This is a genomic window from Ruegeria sp. CL5 (assembly GCF_056536485.1).
Map to the genome: position 1 here is coordinate 240,747 of NZ_JBQFPS010000003.1, position 17,359 is coordinate 258,105.

Here is a 17,359-nt window from a genome sequence, read left to right on the forward strand (position 1 = left end):
AGAACCACGCCCTGTCCCGGAGGTATCCGGGGCAGGGCCAATAAACATGGGGGCATGAAATGCTTGCCTACAGCCTGCGGCGACTACTGGTCGCTATCCCGACGATCTTGCTGCTGATCACCGCCTGTTTCTTTCTGATGCATTTTGCGCCCGGCGGGCCCTTTACCTCGGAACGGCCACTGCCGCCGCAGGTGCTGGCCAATATCGAGGCACGTTATGGGTTGGACCAACCGTTGTGGAAACAACTCTGGGACTACCTGTACAACATCGTCGTGCATTTTGATTTCGGCCCGTCCTTCAAGTTCAAAGACAGGGACGTCAACGATATCATCGCTCAAGGGTTTCCGATTTCTCTGACCTATGGCTCGCTTTCATTTCTTGTCGCAACAGCCGTTGGTGTAAGCCTTGGGATCGCAGCCGCGATCAAACACAATAGCTGGATCGATTATTTCGCTGTTGGTCTTGGTATCGCGGCGCAAGCTCTGCCAAACTTCATCATGGGGCCGATCCTGATCCTTACCTTCACCCTGTGGCTGGGCTGGTTGCCGGGAGGTGGCTGGAACGGAGGCCAATGGCAATATCTGGTCATGCCGGTGATTGCGCTGGCAACATCCTATATGGGTTCGATTGCACGGATTACGCGTTCGTCGATGCTCGAGGTTCTGAACTCGAACTTCATCCGTACCGCGCGCGCCAAGGGCTTGCCGACCAGAACCGTAATTTGGCGTCATGCGTTGAAACCTACGTTGTTGCCGGTTGTCTCATATCTCGGGCCGGTGTTCGTCTACGTGCTTACGGGTTCAGTCTTTGTCGATATCTATTTCTCGACCGGTGGCCTGGGTCAGGCCTATGTGGGCTCTGCACTATCGCGTGATTATGCGGTGCTGCTGGGGGTCACTATTCTCTATGGCGCATTGACCGTTGTCGTGAACCTTCTGACCGACCTGGCTTATGCCTGGTTTGATCCGAAAATTCGTTACTGAGGGGCAGGCTCATGCTAGGAAAATCTCAAAAAGCCGCCCATCTGGCCGAAGAAATCACAGATTACACGGTCATTCAGGGGCGCTCGCTCTGGCAGGACGCACGTATGCGTTTTGTCCGCAACAAGGCCGCAATGGCCAGTGTTTTTGTTTTGGGTCTGATCGTGCTGTTCACGATTATCGGACCATATTTTGCAGCCTGGTCCAATGAAGAGATCGACTGGAACGTTATGGGTGACGTACGCGGCATGGGAATGCCCTCGATCGAGACTGGTCACTATTTCGGTGTCGATGATCTGGGGCGCGACCTTTACAGCCGTGTCATTCAGGCGACCACCACATCGCTACTGGTTGGTCTGATTGGGGCAGCAACTGCGTTGATCGTTGGCACTTGCTATGGCATTGCCGCTGGTTATATCGGAGGGCGTACCGACAGCGCCATGATGCGCTTTGTCGACATACTTCTGGCGATCCCGGCAACTCTGATCATCATCCTTCTGCTTGTCGTGGCAGGGCGGTCCTTTTTCATGCTGTTCATCGCGTTGGGTGCAGTCGGTTGGCTGACCATGGCGCGGATCGTTCGGGGGCAAACCCTGACGCTGAAGAACCGCGAATTCATCGAAGCCGCTCGTGCCGCCGGTGTCAGTGAGTTTACCATCATGTATCGCCACATTCTGCCCAATCTGTTGGGCGTTGTGATCGTGTACGCCTCGCTGTTGGTGCCCGAAATGATCCTGACCGAAAGCTTCATTTCGTTTTTGGGTCTCGGGATCTCGGAACCCTACACCTCTTTGGGCCGCCTGATTGCCGAAGGTGCCGGGACTATGGGCTATGGCACTTTGTGGCAGCTTCTTTATCCCCTGACATTCTACGTCGCCATCATCATCACCATGTTTTTCATCGGTGATGGTTTGCGTGACGCGCTGGACCCGAAGGATCGCTGATATGAGTCTATTTTCCATCAAAGACCTGAGCGTGCAGTTCGATACTCCAGATGGCATCGTCGAAGCCGTCAAGGGCATCAGTTTCGACATCAATCCAGGCGAGTGTCTGGGCATCGTCGGCGAAAGTGGGTCGGGCAAAAGCCAGACCTTCATGGCAGCGATGGGGCTATTGCCTCCGGCGGGTCGTGCAATGGGGTCTGCCATGTTGAACGGTCAGGAAATCCTGAACCTGCCAGTGAGCAAGCTGAACCGTATCCGCGGCGATGATGTCGGTATGATCTTTCAGGATCCGCTCACCGCCCTGACCCCGCATTTGCGAGTCGGTCAACAGATGCGCGAAGTGTTGCAAGTGCATGAGGGTTTGCAGGGCTCTGCCGCCAAAGCGCGATGCCTTGAATGGCTGGATCGCGTCCGCATCCCCGAGGCGAAACGGCGACTGGATCAGTACCCGCACGAGCTGTCGGGCGGGATGCGCCAGCGGGTCATGATTGCCATGTCGATGCTGTGCAACCCGAAATTGCTGATCGCGGATGAGCCCACAACCGCGCTGGACGTCACCGTACAGGCCGACATTCTGGACCTGATGGTGCGACTGCAAAAAGACGAAGGCACAGCCATTGCTTTGATTACCCATGACATGGGCGTCGTCGCGCGGATGTGCGACCGCATACAGGTCATGCGCCTTGGTCAATTTGTCGAGGCCGGGGCAACCCGTGAAGTCTTTCGCGCTCCGCAACACGAGTACACCCGCACCCTGCTTGAGGCGATGCCTCGCATAGACGCCGGTGACGCGCCCAAAGCATTGGGCAAGACCGAAGAGCCACTGCTGCGCGTTGACGACGTCAAGGTTCATTTCCCAATCCATGTTCCGGGCGGATTGTTCGGCCACAAGGTGCCGCTCAAGGCCGTGGATGGTGTCAGCTTTGATATTCGCAAGGGCGAAACGCTGGGTGTTGTGGGTGAATCCGGTTGCGGCAAGTCCACGCTGGCGCGGGCGGTTCTGCAACTGATCGAACCCAGTGCGGGCAACGTCAGCTGGCTGGGCCATCCGATCGTCGGGTTGAAACGGTCCGAGTTGAACAAATATCGCAAAGATCTGCAGATTGTATTCCAGGATCCACTCGCCAGCCTTGATCCACGGATGACAATCTCGGCCTCAATCGCGGAACCATTAAAAACCTATCGCCCAGACCTGACGGAACGCGAACGCAAGGACTTGGTCGCCGAGATGATGGAACGTGTTGGCCTGCCAACCAATATGATCAACCGTTATCCACATGAACTGTCAGGTGGGCAAAATCAGCGCGTCGGAATCGCTCGGGCAATGATCAACAAACCAAAGTTGATCATTTGCGATGAAGCCGTTTCGGCACTGGATGTGTCCATTCAGGCCCAGATCGTGGAATTGTTGCGAGAATTGCAACAAGAGTTCGGTTTGTCGATGATTTTCATTAGTCATGACCTTTCAGTTGTACGCGCAGTGTCTAACCGAATCATGGTTTTGTACTTGGGTCGCATTGTCGAATTGGGCGATGGTGAAGTGATATGTTCTGAACCAATACACCCCTACACCAAATCCCTGATTTCGGCGGTTCCGATTCCTGATCCGGATGTTGAGCGTAACCGTCAAAGGCTTAAATTACCGGGTGAATTACCGTCCCCGATGGATCCCAAGGCCACATTGCGTTTCTTGCCCAGCAAGTTGTCCTCGGGCGAAACGGATTATGTTCCGCGGCTTAGCGAAATTGCTCCTGACCATTTCGTTGCCGAACATGATCCGCTTGATGCGATTATGGCTAACTCCTGACTATTCGCGCCCCGAAGCTTGAAGGTTTCAGGGGCGCGAATCCTACTTTTCAGCGCACCAAATACTCAGTGTACCTTAGCTAAAACCACGTTTGGGTGTGTTTCGTTTTGACTCTGTGTGCAGGTTAGTGGCAGATTCCATCGTGCCCGCTGCACTACTGTCGGGTGAGATTGATTGATGCGAATTTAAGTTTTATGTGAGGACCCCAGCGCCTACAAAGCGCGCGGGCAGACTATGGAAATCATGAGGTAACATGGCACGCAAAGTCACAAAGGCTATTTTCCCCGTCGCGGGTATGGGGACGCGCTTTTTGCCGGCGACCAAATCGGTGCCAAAAGAGATTATGACTTTGGTCGATAGGCCGCTGGTTCAATATGCAATTGACGAAGCGCGGGCAGCCGGGATCACCGAGTTTATCTTCGTGACGTCACGCGGGAAGTCAGCGCTTGAGGATTACTTTGACCACAACCTTGTGTTGGAGCAGGATTTGAAATCCAAGGGCAAAGACGATTTGCTTGAGATATTGAACGCGACCAATATGGAAAGCGGCGCGATCGCCTATATTCGTCAGCACAAGGCGCTGGGGCTTGGACATGCAGTTTGGTGTGCACGGCGACTGATCGGAGATGAGCCCTTTGCGGTAATGCTGCCCGATGATGTTATTGCTGCTGACAAACCCTGCCTGCAGCAAATGGTCGAGGCCTATGAGGAAACCGGCGGCAATATGGTTGCTGCGATGGAAGTTCCAAATAAAAAGACAAGCTCTTACGGTATTTTGGATACAGGCCAAAACGTCGGTACGGTTGTCCGAGCCAAGGGAATGGTTGAAAAACCAAAACCTGAGGAGGCACCATCAAATCTCGCCGTAATTGGTCGTTATATTTTGGGCCCCTCGGTACTGTACAATTTGAACCAGAAGAAGAAAGGCAGCGGAGGCGAAATCCAGCTGACTGACGCGATCGCCGAGGATATCGGAAATGGCGTTCCTGTATTTGGTTACAAATTTGAAGGCCAACGATTTGATTGTGGCTCAAAGGCCGGTTTCCTTCAGGCCACGGTATCGTTTGCGCTGGCCCGCGACGATCTGCGTGATGATTTAAGTCAGTATCTGCATGATATCGTTTCGTCGGACCAGGCCGCGCAATAGGTAAGATGCTTCAAACAGTTGGCATTCATTGCAATAGCTCGACCCCAAGAACACAGAGAGCGAGGGCAGCATGAGGACCGTCTATCCGGTAATTTTATGCGGTGGCTCCGGAACACGGTTATGGCCCCTGTCACGCAAAAGCTACCCAAAACAATTCGTGGCGCTGATTGGTGAAACCAGCCTTTTGCAGCAATGTGCAAAGCGTCTTAAAGGACCCGTCGAAACGCCTTACGCAAAGCCGTTGCTGTTAACCAATGAAGCATTCCGTTTCGTTGTACCTGAGCAGTTGATGGCCGTTGGAATTGACCCAGGCCCGATCCTTATTGAACCTGAAGGGCGCAACACAGCTCCGGCTGTCCTGGCGGCAGCTCTGCACCTTTCGTCCAGCGATCCCGATGCATTGATGCTGGTGGCGGCGTCCGATCACGTCATTCCGGATACTCAGGCCTTTCACGAGGCAGTTGCGGAAGGTATCCGTACGATCGATGAGCGCGGAGACCTTGTTACATTCGGAATCACGCCTGACCGGCCAGAGACTGGATATGGTTATCTCAAACTTCGGCAGATTCCCGACGCATCGGGTGCGACGATTCCTCTCGATCGATTTGTTGAAAAGCCCGACCTGAGGAGCGCCGAAACGATGGTGTCCGAAGGTAGTTACCTTTGGAATTCCGGCATCTTTCTGTTTGCGGTCCGCGATATCCTTGCGGCCTATGACCAACATGCGCCGGATCTTGTAGCTCCGGTTCAGAACGCTGTTGATCAGGCGCAGTCTGACCTGGGCTTTCTGCGGCTTGACCCCATCGCTTGGAACTCAGTTCAGGACATATCGATCGACTATGCGGTTATGGAAAAGGCTAGCAACCTCAGCGTTGTTCCTTATGCAGCCGGTTGGTCAGATGTAGGCAGTTGGTCGGCGGTGCAGGAGCTCAGCAACCCTGATGCAAATGGGGTCGCTACCGCCGGTGAAGTCACTGCCATTGATTGCCACAATGTGCTGGTGCGCTCAGAATCTCCTGCACAGGAGGTAGTAGCGATGGGGCTGGAAAACGTGATTACAGTCGCGATGCCCGATGCGGTTCTGGTGGCCAGCATGGACCGCGCGCAGGATGTCAAACAGGCCGTCGCAGCCTTGAAAGCAAAAGGCGCCAAGCAGGCGGAATCCCTGCCCGTCGATCATCGACCCTGGGGGTGGTTCGAAAGCCTCGTCATTGGAGACCGGTTCCAGGTCAAGCGTATCCATGTCCATCCCGGTGCATCGCTGAGTCTGCAATCTCACCATCATCGGTCCGAGCACTGGATCGTCGTGGAGGGCACCGCCGAAGTGACGATAAATAACGATGTTCAGCTGGTGTCAGAAAACCAGTCGGTCTATGTGCCTTTGGGTGCGGTTCACCGGATGGTGAACCCCGGCAAAGTCCCCATGGTCCTGATCGAAGTACAAACCGGGACCTATCTGGGTGAAGACGACATTATTCGCTATGAAGATGTATATGCGCGTAATTGACCTAAGTCAGTAGGCGCTAGTAGCCCTTTATCTCTGATTAAATCTCGCTATCTGCAATGCAGGTGGGTTTTTGACATTTCTCAAATCCTAACAAATCAAAAACCCAGCGTCCGGGTTCGTCAGGTGGGCTTCACTCCGATTGAGGCAGGGTGGCGCGCGATCATTGTCAAAGCGACATCTCAGGAGGACGCCCGTGCCACAGAACTCACCTCGTTTGAACCTGCCCTTTATTCAACCGTCTCAGGCCCAGAAACAAGTGACCCATAACGAGGCGCTGCGTACACTCGATCTTGTAGTCCAACTGAGCGTAGTCTCCATCGACGCGACAATACCGCCCGCTGCGCCCGATCAGGGGGAAACGCATGCACTCGGCACAGCGCCTACGGGGACTTGGGCTGGTCACGACGGCCAATTGGCAGCGTGGCTGGACCACGGATGGCATTTCTTAGCGCCGGAATTGGGGTGGCGGGCCTGGGACCAAAGCTCGGAGCAGTTGAAAATCTGGAACGGATTCGCCTGGATCGACCCGCCTGTTGATTTGCAGAATCTGCCAGGAATTGGCGTTGCAACCGGATCCGACAGCACCAATCGGCTGGCGGTGCGTAGCCCTGCGACGTTGCTAACCCATGAAGGTGGTGGTCATCAGTTGAAGGTCAACAAAGCCAGCGACGGCGACACGGCCTCGCTTTTGTTTCAATCCAACTGGACCGGTCACGCCGAGATGGGCCTTTCTGGCAACACGGAGTTCTCGATCAAAGTCTCGCCAGATGGCGGGAGCTGGGTTGAAGCACTACGGTTTGACGCCTCATCTGGTATAGCGGGTGGCGCAGCCATACAGAGCAGCGCCAATGATACCACGCCTGGTCGCCTGATGCGGGCAGATTATGGATACGGGCCGGGCAACGTACTGGGCACAGTGTCACAAAACAGTGGTGTACCTTCTGGGGCTGTGATCGAGCATGGCAGTAATACAAATGGAGACTACACGCGATTTGCTGACGGTACCCAAATTTGTACAACAACTCTTGATGCTGTCGGATGTACGACCGCAACCGGTGCCTTGTTCACCAGCGGTTCTGCCAACTGGAATTTTCCCATCGCTTTTGCCGCTGGCAGTAAACCAGCCCTTAGCGGGAATGGTGGCGGGCTCGGTCGGTTTGTAGGATTTGACACGCCATCGGAAACACAAGCGACATTCCAGGTGCTGGCGGCAATTTCGGATGCCACAAATATTGAACCATCAATGATCGCCATCGGCCGCTGGTTCTGACAGCTCAGACCGTCCGGGCCATTGCGCGGGCGGTCACCTTTCGCGCAGATCGGTTTCTGATTGATCTAGAAACCACGCATAGGTCTGGCGAATTCCGTCGTTAAGACTGATGCCAGCACTCCAGCCCATACCTGCGAGGCGCGATACATCCATCAGTTTTTGCATCGTGCCATCCGGTTTGTCTGGATCATACGTGATCCGGCCAGTGAAACCGACGACACCCGCAATGATCGTTGCGAGGTCTGCGATCGATGTATCGCTGCCCGTACCCACATTAATGTGGCTTAACATTGGATCAGTATTTGCCTCATATATTTCGCGTGGCAGGTTCAAAACAAACACCGACGCCTCGGCCATATCATCAACATGCAAGAACTCGCGTCGCGGATTTCCGGTTCCCCATATGACAACTTCATCTAGCCCATCACGCTGTGCCTCGTGAAAACGTCGGATCAGTGCCGGGAGCACGTGACTGTTTTCAGGGTGAAAGTTGTCTCCGGGGCCATAAAGGTTCGTCGGCATGACGGACCGGTAGTCTACGCCGTGCTGCCTGTTATAGCTTTCACAAAGCTTGATCCCGGCAATCTTGGCGATGGCGTAAGGTTCATTTGTCGGCTCCAGCGGCCCGGTCAAAAGCGCGTCTTCGCGCATAGGCTGGTGTGTTGAGCGCGGATAAATGCAGGAACTTCCAAGTTGCAGCAGCTGTTTTATACCTGCCGAAAACGCCTGATGGATCACATTGCATTCGATCATCAGGTTCTCGTAGATGAAATCCGCCGGATATGTGTTGTTCGCATAGATACCGCCAACACGGGCGGCGGCCAAAATCACGATGTCCGGACGTTCTGAGCGCATGAAATTCTGAACCTGAACCTGATCGGTCAGATCCAATTCGCTCCGCGTCCGCGTGATTAGCTCGAGTTTTTCACCTGCCTGTTGGCGCTGCTGCAGCCTTCGCAGAATCGCGCTTCCGACCATGCCGCGATGACCCGCTACATATATTCTGCGCGAGCTGCCCATTTCAGCCGTTTTCCCGTGTGACTGGCGCAGCCATCCCGTGTTCTTTGAGCAGGGCATTGCGCCGTGCGATTTTCAAATCTTCGGCAACCATTTCGGCGCATACATCTTGCACAGAGGTCTCGGGTTCCCAACCTAGTTTTTGCTTGGCCTTGGACGGGTCTCCCAACAGCGTATCAACCTCGGCCGGTCGGAAGTAACGCGGGTTGATCCGCATCACGATATCGCCAGCTTTCAGGGCAGGCGCCTTATCACCCACTACTTCGCGAACAATCGCAAATTCCTCGACACCCTCCCCTGAAAACTCCAGCACCAAACCCAGCTCGCTGGCAGACCATTCGATGAACTGGCGCACGGAATACTGCTTGCCGGTGGCGATTACAAAGTCCTCGGGCGTCTCCTGTTGCAGCATCAGCCACTGCATCTTCACATAGTCCCGCGCGTGCCCCCAATCGCGCAAACTATCGATATTACCCATATGCAAACAGTCATCCAAACCTTGCGCGATGTTTGCAAGGCCACGAGTGATCTTACGAGTCACAAAGGTCTCACCACGCCGGGGGCTTTCGTGATTGAACAAAATACCGTTGCAGGCGTACATCCCGTAAGCCTCTCGATAATTTACTGTTATCCAATAGGAATACAGCTTGGCGACCCCATAGGGTGAGCGCGGGTGAAAAGGCGTTGTCTCGCGTTGCGGTGTTTCCTGCACCAAACCAAAGAGCTCTGAGGTAGAGGCCTGATAAAACCGGGTCTTGCCCTCCAGTCCCAGAAACCGGATCGCTTCGAGCAGGCGTAGCGTACCCAACCCATCCACATCCGCCGTGTATTCAGGCGATTCAAAACTCACCGCGACATGGGATTGCGCACCAAGGTTATAGACCTCGTCGGGCTGCACTTCCTGAATGATCCGGGTCAGGTTCGAGGTGTCGCTTAGATCACCATAATGCAGATGCAGCCTGGGATCTGGTTCATGCGGATCCTGATAGATATGATCAATCCGCTGCGTATTGAAAGACGATGCGCGTCGTTTGATACCGTGAACGTCATAGCCTTTGGCAAGCAACAGCTCAGCCAGGTAAGAGCCATCCTGACCCGTAATACCGGTTATCAGTGCTGATTTGCTCATGATTGCGCCCCGATGGTTCTACTTCGCCTGTTTGTTCTTCCAGAAACAGCAAGACTCGGCCAAATGCAAGCAAACGGGGAATTCGAAAGATCGGTTATAATGCCGCTGTCCAGACTCGATAACGGCCCTGCCCTGTCACCTCGCGGATCAATCCTCTGTCGCTGAATTTGTCCAGATTTCGCTGTATGGCCGCGCGCGAGGCTTGGGTCAGCTCTTCGGCCAATGGTGCCGATACCATCGGCCAAGCTGTCAGCGCATCGATCAACACTGGTGGAGTTCGCCCACTCAGATCTGATACAGCCTCACGGGCACGTTCTTCCCAAGCGCTGATCCGGTCCAGATGCAGCAGAGCTGCAAGCGAGGCCTGACCTGCCCCACCTATCCAGGCGGATAGCTTTTCATCCAATGAGCCTGCACCGCGCAACGCACCCGGTCCCGACAAGGAAAGCGGCATGAACAATGCGCCTCCTCGCCCTATCGATGCCGCATGGCGGGCTGCAATAACGGCAGCTTCGGTATCCTGTCCAATGCCTGGAGAGAGCGCGCGCCACGCGTGGAACCCGATTGCAGCCTGAGTCACCGGGTGCAACGCAGCCACATTCCGCATCACTTCGGCCAGATCTATCACGGTCTCTGGGGCGTCCTCGATGCCCTGGGCCTGACGATCCAGAAAAGCGGTCAGCCCAGCGTCCCATCCGCCCTCTGATGGCCCAGCACCCGAGGATAGTCGCCGCACCGCCCAGCCTGCCCGGTACAACGCCTGAACGTCATCACTCGTCGCACCGATCCGCAATCCGGTCCATAGCGCAAGACGATCGACGCTGATCCGGTCTCCGGTCCACCAGCCCAAATCCGACACTTCCATTAAGGCCAGACGGTGACCCCATCCTTTCGGCCCTGCGCGCAAACGTTCATCCAGCGCTCCGAAAGTCACGGCCAGATCAGCAAGTTCAGCGGACAGTTCAGATTGAGCCGTGCGCCAATCCCTTGGATCAAAAAGGAGGCTTTGATCAGGCCTTGGGACAGACGGAAGAAATTCTTCAGGATCTTCTTCATCCGCTAGAGGGAGAAACCATAGATCCTCTTCATCCGGTGGATCGGTGTCATAGATGCTGCGCGGCCCTGCGTCCAGGGCCTCATCATCGTCTGGGTCCGGTTCTTGAGGGATCGGCTTCATATCTGGCATTCTTCGAGCATTTGCCGAAGTTCACAAGGGGTTTCCCGAAATCCCGATAATCAACCCGCAAAGGCTGCGGTCAGAGCATGCAGCTCTCCACTCAGATCTGTCTCGCGATCGCCACCCAACAGCATATAACCATACCCATCTTTTGCCCATGTCGCGGTTGATAGGCCGCTCAGCACTGCAAGATTAACTGCCTTCGATGGGGCATTTGGACCTTGCCGGATCACGCAGAACGCAAATGGATTTCCTTGTGCATCAGCAAAGACAACCTGAACCAATGGCTTACCTTTGAATGATAAAACCTGTGTGCGTTTCAGGTCGAGGCCGGGAAGATTTTCCAGCACCTCCCGATTTAAGGGTCGGCCGAGCTGAGCCTCAGCCTGAGCAAATTGCGCGTCCAGTTTTTGCGGAGAGTTATCCAGATCAGCAATCGTTTCGGCTGAATAGAGTGATTGATAAATTGCGGCTTGCTCTGCCCAGCCCAAAGCCTTCGGACGCGTCACCCAGAAGGTTGCGGATACTGCGATAACGGCAACCGAGGCCGCAACCGCCAGCAATCGAAGAGGTCCTGATTTGTATTGCTGCGGAGTGGGCGCAGGCAGATCAATTTCAGGAACCTCAGCCGGGACGTCATCAAAAACCTGCTGTACAACAGGGGCAAACGGATCCAACGCCATCAAGCGGGCTTCAAGACCCGTATCCTCTGCCACGGCCACTTCGATGGCGTGGACTTCGGCCCCATCAAGGCTGCCTTCCAGATAGGCCAGAAGTGTTTCGTCGGAAAACTTCATTTGCCACTCCGTTGCACCGCGTCGCCCGCTTCGTGCTGCATTACGGTTTTCAGTTTCTGCCGGGCGTTGGACAACCGGCTCATGATCGTGCCGATGGGAACATCCAGCATGGCCGCAGCTTCGCGGTAACTGTACCCTTCTACAAATACAAGCATCACCGTTTCGCGCTGCGCCTCTGGCAGTTGCATCACTTGAGTAAACACCTGAGCGGCGAAAATATTCGTTTCTGAGTCGGGTCCGTGTGCAACCAATTCCGCCTCAGGTGTAACCGACAATGCTTGCGCCTTGCGCACAGACCGTGCCCGTATCTCGTTCAACCAGATCGAGCGGCAGATCGTCATCAGCCAGCTGTCCAACCGATCATATGAAGTTACCTGATGGTGCTTTTCTAACGCCCGCAAGGCTGTTGCCTGCAGCAGATCGTCCGCAACATCCGACGCCCCCGACAGCGCCAATCCAAACCTCCAGACCCGTTTTGAATGGGTCTGGATCGCGCCGCGCACGGCTTGTTCGGTGCTCATCTCAACACTCATCGAATAAATCGCGACCTGTGTGTGTTTGCTTTGTCACGGGACCGGGCCCGCTTGGTCTGAACTGTCATAGACTCTGGAGGAATGAAATGAAACTTCTGTTCAAAACAATCACGATTGCGTCGGCTTTTGTTGCAGGTCCCGCGCTGGCCGCTGATTGGACACTAAATCCCAGCGCCTCTCATCTGGCCTATGGCACGGTTAAGATCGACGATGTGGGCGAGGTCAATTCCTTCACCAACATATCGGGCCATGTCAGCGAGGATGGCAAAGTTGAGATTGATATCGACTTGTCCTCGGTCGAAACGAATATCGATATCCGCAACGAGCGGATGATCGAACATGTGTTCCGCAAGGTGGCAACAGCCACGCTGACCGCAGAGATTGATTTGGATGAGGTGTCCAAGTTGGATGTGGGTTCCAGCAACACGGTTGAAGTGGATGTCAAACTGGCTCTGGCCGGGACCGAGGTTGAGTTCTACACCGATATGTTCATTTTGCGCGTGGCCGAAGACACTGTCATGGTGTCAACCAACGATATGGTCTTCATCAGCACCGAGGATGCGGGCGTCTCAGCAGGTGTCGACAAGCTAATGGAGCTGGCGCAACTTCCCAGCATCACCCGTACCGTACCAGTGACAGCAAGACTGATGTTCAACCTCGATAGCTGAAGATCAACCAAAGTACGGGGTCAATTTTGGCCCCGACTTATGCACCCCAAGTATCACTCAAGCGGTAGCCACCGGGCCAAGGGTCTTCCGGGTCCAGCATGTGCTGGTGCGTGCCCGTAATCCAACTCCGCCCTGAGATTTCCGGGGTGATCGCCACGCGCCCATTCAGATCGAGCTGATCCACGATGCGGCAGCGAAACTCGCTGTCGATAACCGAGCGCGCGTGATAGCGGTCATTCATCGACATCTGCCCTTTGGCAAGCAAAACAGCCATTCGGGCCGAAGCTCCGGTGCCGCAGGGTGAACGATCCAGCTTGCCGGGTTTGATGGCGACTGTATTGCGACCGGTGAGGATATCACCCTGCCGATCCAGCGGGCCTGCGATCTGGCAGAATGAAATGTGATTCCAGTCTTTGGTGGGATGATTGAAGCCAAGCTGCTCATTGGCGGCATCGGTGATACGCGCGCCGGTTCTGGCAAGATCAGCGCCTTCATCAGGCGTCAGGTCAAAACCCAGATCAGCTGCATCGACAATTACAAAACTGTCGCCACCAAACGCGGTATCTGCGCGCAGCGTTCCGATGCCCTCAACCTCGATCCGGGCATCCAGCTTGTCGACGAAACTTGGCACGTTCTGCACATAGATGCGTTCGGCCTTGCCATTGCGGCATTCGGCGCGGACGCGGACCAGCCCTCCGGGAGCTTCTAACGTCAAACGAGTTTCTGGTTCATGCATTGGAAGGATGCCGCTATCCAGCAAAACCGTAGAAACGCAGATGGAATTCGAACCGGACATCGGCGGCGTGTCTTCCGGCTCCATGATGATGAAAGCGGCAGCGGCCTCGGGGTTTTTTGGTGGAACCAGCAGGTTCACATGGCGAAAGACACCGCCGCGGGGTTCATTCAGCATGAAATCCCTTAGGGTCTGATCTTCGGCGATATGGGTTCTCTGATCCCAAACCGTTTCCCCGGGAGGTGGGGTAACACCTCCAACGATTACATCGCCCACCTCGCCTTCGGCATGGGCTGAGATCACATGGATGGTTTTGGAACTGCGCATATGGCCTCCTGAAAGCCGATGATTAATGCGCAGTCATGCAAAACAGCTTCGGTCTGGCAAGCCCTATCGCAGCCGCTGACCCGACTCGGTATCGAACAGCATCGCGCGTTCGGGCCGGATCGAAAGCCCGATACGGTCACCGGTCGTACTGCGCTGGTCGTCCCGCTCTTCCACAATCAGCTTATCGCCATTGGGCGTAAGCAGATAGGAATAGGATACACCACCCAGCGCTTCGGTCAGATCGACCGTGCAGGTGTCACCGTTTCGATCCACCTGAATATGTTCGGGGCGAATGCCCAGTGTAACTTTAGTAGCTCCACTCGGCACACTTTCAGTAACCGGGATCGCATCAGTCAGCGCAGGGTGCCGCACCGTGCCATCCACGACATCGCACTCTAAGAAGTTCATGGCCGGAGAGCCAATGAAGCCCGCCACGAATCTGTTATCGGGGTCACGATACAGGTCCATAGGGGCACCCACCTGCTCGATCCGACCGTCGCGCAATACCACAATCTTGTCGGCCATGGTCATCGCCTCGACCTGATCATGCGTAACATAGATCATCGTTGCGCCGATTTCCTGATGAAGTCGCGCAATCTCGACCCGCATCTCCACGCGTAGCTCTGCGTCAAGGTTCGAAAGCGGCTCGTCGAACAGGAACACCTCGGGGCCGCGCACAATGGCGCGCCCAATCGCAACCCGCTGACGCTGACCGCCGGACAACGCTTTGGGTTTGCGTTTCAGATATTGGTCGAGTTTCAGGATATTCGACGCTTCCTGAACCTTCTGGTCAATCTCAGCCTTGGCGACACCGTTCATCCGCAGGCCAAAGCCCATATTCTCGGCCACCGTCATATGGGGATAGAGCGCATAGGTCTGGAAAACCATCGCCACCCCCCGCTTGGCCGGGTCGACATGCGTGACTTCACGTGCGCCGATATGGATCTCACCATCCGAGGTTTCCTCAAGCCCCGCGATCATCCGCAACAAAGTAGACTTGCCGCAGCCCGAAGGGCCCACGAACACGCAAAACTCGCCATCTTCAATCTGCAGATCGATCCCGTGAATGACCTGAGTCTGGCCATACCGTTTGATCGCGCCTTTCAGGGTTACACCTGTCATGTTGCTTGCATCCTATTCTGTTGGCCCTCGGGGAACCGCCACGCCTGTGCTTCTGTGCCAATCTGTTCAGCGACGCGCCGGACGCGTGGCACCCAAGATTGTAATTGTTCGAAATCCATCCTTCCGGTCGATCCCGTCACCGATAGAGCCCCTAACATGCGGTCCCCGGAGGTCAGGATCGGGCAGGCAATACAGATGATGCCGGGCTCATGCTCTTCATCATCAACCGCGTAACCCCGGTTGCGGATCAGCTCGAGATCGGCTCGCAATGCCTTCTCCGAGGCCAGTGTCTTGTCGGTGAACCGGTGAAAGCTTTGTTGCGAGATCGTCTTCTCCAACTGAGTCTCGTCCAGATAAGCCATCATCGCCTTACCGACGCCGGTACAATAAGCCGGGCCGACCTTGCCAGCCTCGGAATACATTTCGATCGGTCGCTGAGCATTGCGTTTATCCACGTAAAGCACCTGACCGGAATCAAGCTGCGCCAGGTGCACCGTTTCCCCTGTCTCGGCGCTGAGGGCGTCCAAGAAAGGCCGCGCAATGGGCGCAAGCGAGCTTTGGGTCCATGCCGAATGAGCCAACCGCACCAACCGCATCCCCGGAGAATATGTTTGCCGTTCCGGTTCGTAATGCAGCATGCCCTGATTGGTCAGCGATTGCAGAAAGCGATACAGCGTCGCCTTGGGGAATTCGCTGCTTTCCAACAGCTCACCGAAGCGCACTGGGCGCTCGAACGCCGCAACTTGCTCCAGCACGTCACATGCTTTTCCTATTGTTCCGTCACCTGCCACGGGTGCCTGTTCTCCTCCACTTTCCCCCGGCTATGGGCACGAGGGTCTTGACAAGACTAGCCGAGTCGATGTGTAGTTTTCAATATATAAAACAAGGTTTCAATATTTGGAACCAATATGGAAGCTTAAGGGAGGAAACCATGCATTCCATGTTCAAGCGCACAGCAGCTGCTTTGGCTGCCAGTGTGGCACTTGCTGCGCCTGTTGCAGCTGAGCTGACCGGCGAGCTGCGAATCTTCCTCGATACATCCAACCCGGCGCCGCGCGCGACGATGGAAGCGATGATCGAGCGATTCGCGGCTGAACATCCTGGTCTGGAAATCGAGACCACCGTGATCGACCGTGAGGCTTACAAGACCCAGATCCGCAACTTCCTGACGGCAGACACGCCTGACGTTGCCACATGGTACGCTGCCAACCGGATGAAGCCATATGTCGAGGCGGGCCTGTTCGAGGACGTCTCAGATCTGTGGGCCGAGCCTGAAATCGCCGACAATCTGGCATCCACCAAAGGCGCGATGACCATTGATGGAAAGCAATGGGGTGTCCCGTACACATACTATCAGTGGGGGGTTTACTATCGCAAAGACATCTTTGATGAACTTGGCTTGACCGAGCCAACCACTTGGGAAGAAGAGCTGGCCAATTGCCAGAAGATAGTTGATTCAGGCCGCGCCTGCTACACCATCGGAACCAAGTTCTTGTGGACCGCCGGTGGCTGGTTTGACTACTTGAATATGCGCACCAACGGGTTCGATTTCCACAACCAACTCGCAAATGGTGAAATCAGCTGGGAAGACGACCGGGTCAAGCAGACCTTCGCCAACTGGAAACAGCTGATCGACATGGGCGCGTTCATCGACAATCACCAGACTTATAGCTGGCAGGAAGCCCTGCCCTTCATGGTCAACGGCGAGGCGGCGGCCTATCTGATGGGCAACTTCGCCGTGGCGCCCCTGCGTGAGGCGGGTCTGACGGACGATCAGCTGGATTTCTACCAGTTCGTTGCCATCAACCCCGATGTCGAACTGGCCGAAGATGCGCCGACGGACACGTTCCACATTCCGGCCAATGCCTCAAACAAGGAAGCCGCCCGTGAGTTCCTGCGTTTTGCGGTTTCCGCGGACGAGCAGACCGAAATCAACAACGGTGCGAACCTCGGCCAATTGCCTGTGAATGCGCAATCTGCGGTAGATGACGATAAGTTCCTGCAGCAAGGTTTCACGATGCTGTCGTCCAACAGCCCTGGCGGTGTTGCCCAGTTCTGGGACCGTGACGCACCAGCAGAAATGGCCAAGGTCTCGATGGAGGGCTTCCAGGAATTCATGGTCAAGCCTGACAACGCGGATAAGATTCTGGCCAAGCTGGAACGCGCGCGTGAGCGCATCTACGACAACTAAGTGTAATTAG

16 protein-coding genes are annotated in these 17,359 nt (G+C 55.3%); 8 read left to right on the top strand and 8 right to left on the bottom strand.

Annotation, left to right across the window (positions count from 1 at the left end; all coding sequences use genetic code 11):
- Positions 1–59: 59 nt before the first annotated feature.
- The 6 genes from oppB (at position 60) to ACR0IU_RS07235 (ending at position 7,655) form a co-directional block, all read left to right on the top strand.
- Positions 60–983 carry an oligopeptide ABC transporter permease OppB gene (gene oppB, locus ACR0IU_RS07210; RefSeq protein WP_480715770.1) on the top strand — a complete coding sequence of 308 codons (924 nt, stop codon included), beginning with the start codon at positions 60–62 and terminating at the stop codon, positions 981–983.
- 11 nt (positions 984–994) lie between these two features.
- Positions 995–1,924, top strand: a complete 930-nt coding sequence (locus ACR0IU_RS07215) for an ABC transporter permease subunit (protein WP_170475103.1) — start codon at positions 995–997, stop codon at positions 1,922–1,924.
- Position 1,925: 1 nt separating this feature from the next.
- The gene (locus tag ACR0IU_RS07220) at positions 1,926–3,731 is read left to right on the top strand and encodes an ABC transporter ATP-binding protein (protein WP_480715771.1); all 1,806 of its coding nucleotides are present in this window, start codon (positions 1,926–1,928) and stop codon (positions 3,729–3,731) included.
- A gap of 253 nt (positions 3,732–3,984) precedes the next feature.
- A complete protein-coding gene (galU, locus tag ACR0IU_RS07225; RefSeq protein WP_480715772.1) occupies positions 3,985–4,878 on the top strand; it encodes a UTP--glucose-1-phosphate uridylyltransferase GalU in 894 nt (297 codons plus the stop codon).
- Between the two features lie 70 nt (positions 4,879–4,948).
- Positions 4,949–6,385 (top strand): mannose-1-phosphate guanylyltransferase/mannose-6-phosphate isomerase, encoded by a 1,437-nt coding sequence (locus ACR0IU_RS07230; RefSeq protein ID WP_480715773.1) that lies wholly within the window; start codon positions 4,949–4,951, stop codon positions 6,383–6,385.
- Positions 6,386–6,578: 193 nt separating this feature from the next.
- Complete coding sequence (locus tag ACR0IU_RS07235) at positions 6,579–7,655, top strand: DUF2793 domain-containing protein (protein WP_480715774.1); 1,077 nt, start codon at positions 6,579–6,581, stop codon at positions 7,653–7,655.
- 33 nt (positions 7,656–7,688) lie between these two features.
- On the opposite strand, the gene fcl is transcribed toward ACR0IU_RS07235, so the two are convergent.
- The 5 genes from fcl to ACR0IU_RS07260 form a co-directional block, all read right to left on the bottom strand.
- Positions 7,689–8,675 (bottom strand): GDP-L-fucose synthase, encoded by a 987-nt coding sequence (fcl, locus tag ACR0IU_RS07240; RefSeq protein ID WP_480715775.1) that lies wholly within the window; start codon positions 8,673–8,675, stop codon positions 7,689–7,691.
- 1 nt (position 8,676) lies between these two features.
- Entirely contained in the window at positions 8,677–9,801 is a 1,125-nt protein-coding gene (gene gmd, locus ACR0IU_RS07245; protein ID WP_480715776.1) for a GDP-mannose 4,6-dehydratase, read from the bottom strand.
- Positions 9,802–9,895: 94 nt separating this feature from the next.
- Positions 9,896–10,978 carry a helix-turn-helix domain-containing protein gene (locus tag ACR0IU_RS07250; protein WP_480715777.1) on the bottom strand — a complete coding sequence of 361 codons (1,083 nt, stop codon included), beginning with the start codon at positions 10,976–10,978 and terminating at the stop codon, positions 9,896–9,898.
- Between the two features lie 59 nt (positions 10,979–11,037).
- Positions 11,038–11,775 carry a hypothetical protein gene (locus ACR0IU_RS07255; protein WP_480715778.1) on the bottom strand — a complete coding sequence of 246 codons (738 nt, stop codon included), beginning with the start codon at positions 11,773–11,775 and terminating at the stop codon, positions 11,038–11,040.
- Positions 11,772–12,296, bottom strand: coding sequence for an RNA polymerase sigma factor (locus ACR0IU_RS07260; protein WP_010441513.1), 525 nt, complete (start codon positions 12,294–12,296; stop codon positions 11,772–11,774). The genes ACR0IU_RS07255 and ACR0IU_RS07260 overlap by 4 nt, the downstream gene beginning before the upstream one ends.
- A gap of 98 nt (positions 12,297–12,394) precedes the next feature.
- Here ACR0IU_RS07260 and ACR0IU_RS07265 point away from each other — a divergent pair, with 98 nt between their 5' ends.
- Positions 12,395–12,976: a YceI family protein gene (locus ACR0IU_RS07265; RefSeq protein ID WP_480715779.1), complete on the top strand. Its 582-nt coding sequence runs from the start codon at positions 12,395–12,397 to the stop codon at positions 12,974–12,976.
- Positions 12,977–13,013: 37 nt separating this feature from the next.
- Here the strand turns inward: ACR0IU_RS07265 and ACR0IU_RS07270 are convergent, their stop codons facing one another.
- The 3 genes from ACR0IU_RS07270 to ACR0IU_RS07280 all read right to left on the bottom strand — a co-directional run bounded on the left by ACR0IU_RS07270 (position 13,014) and on the right by ACR0IU_RS07280 (position 15,949).
- Positions 13,014–14,036 carry a trans-3-hydroxy-L-proline dehydratase gene (locus tag ACR0IU_RS07270; RefSeq protein WP_480715780.1) on the bottom strand — a complete coding sequence of 341 codons (1,023 nt, stop codon included), beginning with the start codon at positions 14,034–14,036 and terminating at the stop codon, positions 13,014–13,016.
- Positions 14,037–14,099: 63 nt separating this feature from the next.
- Positions 14,100–15,158: an ABC transporter ATP-binding protein gene (locus tag ACR0IU_RS07275; protein ID WP_480715781.1), complete on the bottom strand. Its 1,059-nt coding sequence runs from the start codon at positions 15,156–15,158 to the stop codon at positions 14,100–14,102.
- Positions 15,155–15,949: an IclR family transcriptional regulator gene (locus ACR0IU_RS07280; protein ID WP_170780452.1), complete on the bottom strand. Its 795-nt coding sequence runs from the start codon at positions 15,947–15,949 to the stop codon at positions 15,155–15,157. Before ACR0IU_RS07280 ends, ACR0IU_RS07275 begins: the two co-directional genes overlap by 4 nt.
- A gap of 140 nt (positions 15,950–16,089) precedes the next feature.
- Between ACR0IU_RS07280 and ACR0IU_RS07285 the strand changes: the two genes are divergently transcribed.
- A complete protein-coding gene (locus tag ACR0IU_RS07285) occupies positions 16,090–17,349 on the top strand; it encodes an ABC transporter substrate-binding protein (RefSeq protein ID WP_170475143.1) in 1,260 nt (419 codons plus the stop codon).
- Positions 17,350–17,359: the final 10 nt, after the last annotated feature.